This is a genomic window from Thermoflexus sp. (assembly GCF_042408365.1).
Taxonomy (GTDB): Bacteria; Chloroflexota; Anaerolineae; order Thermoflexales; family Thermoflexaceae; genus Thermoflexus.
Window position 1 is genome coordinate 1 of record NZ_JBHOQJ010000204.1, and the last position, 1973, is coordinate 1973.

The 1973-nt window shown below is 65.8% G+C and carries 1 protein-coding gene; it reads right to left on the reverse strand.

Annotated features, from left to right (window positions below; translation table 11 throughout):
- Positions 1–133: 133 nt before the first annotated feature.
- Complete coding sequence (locus tag ACFMO5_RS09530) at positions 134–1759, reverse strand: MFS transporter (RefSeq protein WP_376792515.1); 1626 nt, start codon at positions 1757–1759, stop codon at positions 134–136.
- Positions 1760–1973 lie beyond the last annotated feature (214 nt).

Sequence of the window (1973 nt, forward strand, 5' to 3'; positions counted from 1 at the left end):
CCTTCGGCGGCCCCCAGCCCCCAAAGACCCCCAGAGAGGGCATGGGGTCTTATCGAAAAATCAAATCTGGATGAAGCAGTAGGGGTGGGCACAAGGCTTACCTCTACAAACCCAGAGGATCCATACGATGGACCTACACCGAACGCCGCACGGGACGGCCCGCTGCGCGCAGGAAGATCGCAGTTGGAATCGCCATCGCCATCGCCGTGGCCGCCAACCGGAAGGTTTCCTGGATAATGGTCAACGTGATCCCGGGCAGCGCCTCCGGAAGCGCCTCCAGCGGATAGGCCGCCGCCAACGCCTGAAAGCGCGAAGTCCCCCACGTCGCCATCCATGCCAGGCCCACGCTCATCCCGATTAGGCGAAGGATCAATAACAACCCGGAGGCGATCCCCCGGCCCTCGGCCGGAGCGGCATCCAGGCCTGCCACCCCGATGGCTGTCGTCGTCACCCCCAGCCCAACCCCCACCAACGCCATATGCGCAACCATCCTTGGGAGCGGCTCGTCGATCCGCCAGCTGGCCGCCCCCAGCAGGCCCAGCCCGGCCAGGGCGATCCCGGGGATGGCCAGCCCACGATGGCCCACCCAGCGGCTACCCCACCCCCCGGCGAGGGATCCCAACGCCATCGCCAAGGTCAGGCTGGTGAGGACCCGGCCGCTGAGGAGGGCGGCGTTCCCCATCCATTCCTCCGGGGTGCTTCCCCAGGCCCGCAAGGTGTTCATAAAAAGAGGAACTTGCACCATCGGCGTGATCAGCCCGACGCCGGCCAGCAGATTGATGCAGCCGGCCAGGACGAAATTCCGTCGTCGGAACAGCGCAGCCGGGATCAACGGGGCGGTGCGGCGAGCCTCGTAGAGGGCGAAAACCGCAAAGCCGATGCTGCTCCCCATCAGCCAAGGCCACCCACCCCACAACGGGGCATCCACCAGCGGACGTGGGCCGGTCGAAGCGACCTCCATCGAACCTCCGCTCCGAATGATCCCGATGTGGAGCGCCACCAAGCTGCCGCTCAACAACCCAGCCCCTGGCCAGTCCATGGGGGGTGCCTCCGGCGGAGCCGCGGCCAAGGCCCAGCGGGCCATCCAGGCCATCACGAGGGCAGCCAGGGAGAGTGGGATGTTCAGGGCGAACTGCCACTGCCAGCTCCAGCTCGCTACGGCGGAAGGGAAAGAGAAGGTCTCCGCCAGCCACCGTCCGACGTCCGGGCCGTAGCGGATCAACAGCGATCCATACAGCGGCCCCCAGATCCACCCCAGGGTGTCCACGACCATCAGCACCCCGATGGCCGGCCCCCGGCGTCCCTCAGGGAAGCGATCCCCCACCGTCGCTATCGCGATGGGCACCACCCCGCCCCCACCGAAGGCCTGCAAGGCCCGGGCGATGATCAACACGGGAAGATTCCGGGCCAGCAGGACTCCAATGGATCCGATGAGAAAGAGCGCCATGCAAGCGGTGTAAACCTGGAGGCGTCCGTAGCGGTCGGAGAGTCGCCCGAACAGGGGCATCGCCACTACATAAGCGATCAGGTAGGCGGAGACGATCCAGGAGGCATCCTTCAGGCCCGAGGGGATCGGGATCTCGAAGTCCACGATCATATGGGGAAGCATGGCACTGACCACGGTGAGGTCATCTGCGGCGATGAAAACCCCAAAAGCGAGGACGCTCAGGAGCCAAAACGAGGTGTCCGGGGATCGCGGGATCGGCCCCTGAGCCCGCCGTCTTGCGGAGGCGATCGATTGAGCGTCATCTGCATTCATCGCTGCCCCTCCACCCGCTCACTGCCCCCTTCCCCCTACCCAGGAAGCAGTAAGGCCCTGCTTCTTCCGCTCAATCGATGGTTATTCTTGGAGACGCGCCGGGCGTCCGGCTTACCCCTAAAAGCTGAGCAACTGCCTACCCGTCTGACCCGTAGTCTCCCCGAGGGGTTTCCAGATGGGGACTTTAGGGGCCGAGCCGCGCGCCAAGGGCGCG

Bases quoted from the DNA above. Each gene is read 5' to 3' on its own strand.
- ACFMO5_RS09530 (WP_376792515.1), bottom strand. From the start codon at position 1,759: ATGAATGCAGATGACGCTCAATCGATCGCCTCCGCAAGACGGCGGGCT.